Below are 2,954 nucleotides of genomic sequence, written 5' to 3' on the forward strand. Positions count from 1 at the left end.
CAAGACCGTGACCCGCCGGGTCGACGGGTTCAAAGCCCATCTGGTGGCCGAACCGGACACCGGGCTGATCACCGGCTGCACGCTGACGCGCGCCAGCGGCCCAGAGACCGGTGACGGCGCGGTCGGCCTCGCGCTGCTCGCCGGCGACCGCACGATCGGCGGGCCGGTGCAGGTGCTGGCCGACTCCGCCTACGGCACCGGCGCGATGCTCGCCGCGCTGGCCGCCGCCGGGCACACCGCGGTGATCAAGCCCTGGCCGCTGCACTCCCTGATCTAAACCGTCCTGGATCTGGCAGAGGCTCTGATCTCGCAAGGAGACTGAGACCGTGCCAGCACCCCGCAAGTACGACGAGGAGACCCGCGCCCGTGCCGTGCGGATGTACACCGACCGCGTCCGGGATCTCGGCGAGTCGAAGCTGACCGCCCGCAAGGCGGTGGGCGCGGTGCTGGACATCAACCCGGCCACGCTGCGCAACTGGGTCGAGCGGGAGGAGATCGACACCGGCGCCCGGCCCGGGGTGACCACCGAGGCGTCTGATGAGCTCAAGGCGCTGCGCCGGGAGGTTGCCGAGCTGCGCCGGGCGAACGAGATCCTCAAGACCGCGTCAGCGTTTTTCGCCGCGGCGGAGCTCGACCGCCGACTTCGCTGATCTGCGACTACATCGCCGCGCACAAGGACCGTTTCGGGGTCGAGACACCCGATCCGCGTAACCGGTCAAGGGCTGGTCCTGATCGGCTCATGCGGCGGCCGCTTGTGGGGCCGGGAAGGCCCTGTTCCCGCAGTACTTCTGGCGCTCTTGCAGGCAGTGGTGCAGCTGGCCGAGGAAGCGGTTGAAGAGGTTGCGCAAGGCGGCGTTGTGCCGGTCTCCGGCGGCTCGTCGCCGGTCGTAGTGGGCGCGGGCCGGAGCCGACTTGGTCAGCGCGGCGAAGGCCAGGTGTAGCCGGCGGCGGCCAGCCGGTCGTTTTTCACCCGGCGGTGCATGACCAGCCGAACCTTGCCCGAGGCGCGGGTGACAGGTGCGGCGCCGGCGTAGGCCTTCAGCGCCCACGGATTGGTGAACCGGTCGCGGTCATCGCCCAGCTCGGCCAGAACCCGGGCGCCGGTGACCGTGCCCAGACCAGGAAAGCTGATGATGATCTCGGCGTCTGGATGCTCGAGGAAGGCGGCCTCGGCCGCGGCCAGCAGCCCCTCGGTGGCGCGCACGGCGGCGTTCAGCTGCAGCAGCAGGGCGCGGGCCTGCTGGCCGAAGGCGTCCTCCACCCGTGGGCTGTGGTGCAGGGCCGCGTCGCGGAAGATGCCCTGCAGCCGCTCGACCCAGACCTCGACCTTGCGCTGGCGACCGGCCTGCTTGAGCAGCGTGCGCAGCCGTGCCTTGGTCAGTCGGGCGGCGGTGGGCGGCGTCGGCGCGGCGGCCAGGATGGTGCGGGCCTCGGCGCTGGCCAGGCCGACGTGCTTGATCTGGAAGGCGCGCAGCGCCGCTGGGAAGTACTCGCGCAGCACCGAGCGCAGCTGGTTGGCGATCTGCTGGGTGCTCCAGGCGGCGTCTTGACCGGCGCGGGCCAGCACCGCGATGGCCCGCACCAGGTCGCTGTCGTGGGGCATCGGCCGGTGGGCGTGCCGGTCGGTGCGCAGGATGTTGGCCAGCATCAGCGCATCACCGGCGTCGGACTTCGCTCGCGCCACCGCGGTGCGCTCCCGGTAGCGGGCGGCAGCCATCGCATTGACCACGTAGACGTCCCGGCCACCGGCGGCCAGGCAGGCCACCAGCAGCCCCCGGCCGGTCTCGATGGCCACCGGCGCCAGCTCGTCGGCGGTCTCGCCGTGCTCGGCCAGCAGCTGCAGCAGGCTGGCGTAGCCGGCGGCGTCGTCGCCGATCCGCCGCTTGGCCAGCTGCGTGCCGGCCGCGTCGATGATGGCGATGTCGTGGTGGTCCTCGACCCAGTCGATCCCGCAGAAGATCGTCACACCGTCCTCGCTTCCCGCTCGCTTCCGTTTCCGGCCGGTCCGGGACCACGCGGCGTGCTAATGGCAGGGCTCGATGGCCCGACACCCGATCAGACGTTCGTGACCCCAGCTCACCGCAGGAACTCCCGATCGCTCCGAGAGCTGCTCGCTCCCGCCGGTGCAGGGATGCCTTCCTGTGGTCGGCTCGGCCCACGATCCTGTCCGAGGCGAGGAGGTGCAGTCGGCAGGGGCGCCGGTCTCGACCAAGGACTGCAAGCCGTCCAGCCGATATCTGAAGGCGTCCCCTGCCGACTTACGCGGCCATTAGCCGATCTGCCGCGTGCTCACCGAGCACGGGCTCAAGATCGCCCCGAGCACCTACTACGCGCGCCTCGGCTGCCCGATCAGCTCCGCGGAGCTGGCCGACGCCTACGCCGCGGACACCTTGGTCGACCTCTACCGGGCCAACCGCGGTCTCTACGGGGTGCGCAAGCTGTGGCACGCCGCCCGCCGCGCCGGGCATCGGTGGGGGCGCGACCAGGTCGGCCGGCTGATGCGCCTGGCCGGCATCGACGGCGTCCGCCGCGGCCGCCGCACCACGGTGACCACCCGCCGGGATGCCGCCGCGCCGCGGCACCCGGACTTGGTCGACCGGGCCTGGGCCACCCCGACCCGGCCGGACCAGTGGTGGGTCGCGGACTTCACCTACGTGTGGACCCTGGCCGGGTTCGTCCACGTCTCTTTCGTCACCGACGTCTACTCCCGCCGCATCCTGAATCCGTTCATGATCAAGAGATCTACGGCTGGAGTACTAGGGCGTGTCTCATAGATCGTGGTCGGCGGGGTGGCGGAGCCAGATCTTGATCGAGGCGACGTCGATCGTGCCGCGGAAGACGAACTCGCGTTTGTCGGTGCGCATTGCGACCGCCCGGAAGTCCTTGAGCTTGTTGATCGCGCGCTCGACGGTGTTTCGCTGCTTGTAGGACTCCACGTCGAAGGCCGGTGGCCG

The 2,954-nt window shown here is 71.0% G+C and carries 5 pseudogenes; 3 read left to right on the forward strand and 2 right to left on the reverse strand.

Annotation, left to right across the window (positions count from 1 at the left end):
* A pseudogene (locus CNO22_RS26515) lies at positions 1-277 on the forward strand (IS5/IS1182 family transposase); the annotation flags it as partial.
* Positions 278-326: 49 nt separating this feature from the next.
* Positions 327-694 (forward strand): annotated as a pseudogene (locus tag CNO22_RS26520) (transposase); the annotation flags it as partial.
* A 43-nt stretch (positions 695-737) separates the two neighbouring features.
* Here CNO22_RS26520 and CNO22_RS26525 read toward each other — a convergent pair.
* Positions 738-1,966 (reverse strand): annotated as a pseudogene (locus tag CNO22_RS26525) (IS110 family RNA-guided transposase).
* A gap of 307 nt (positions 1,967-2,273) precedes the next feature.
* Here CNO22_RS26525 and CNO22_RS26530 point away from each other — a divergent pair.
* A pseudogene (locus CNO22_RS26530) lies at positions 2,274-2,720 on the forward strand (IS3 family transposase); the annotation flags it as partial.
* Positions 2,721-2,768: 48 nt separating this feature from the next.
* Here the strand turns inward: CNO22_RS26530 and CNO22_RS26535 are convergent.
* Positions 2,769-2,954, reverse strand: a pseudogene (locus tag CNO22_RS26535) (hypothetical protein); the annotation flags it as partial.

This window comes from Geodermatophilus chilensis, from assembly GCF_002802985.1.
Lineage (GTDB): Bacteria > Actinomycetota > Actinomycetes > Mycobacteriales > Geodermatophilaceae > Geodermatophilus > Geodermatophilus chilensis.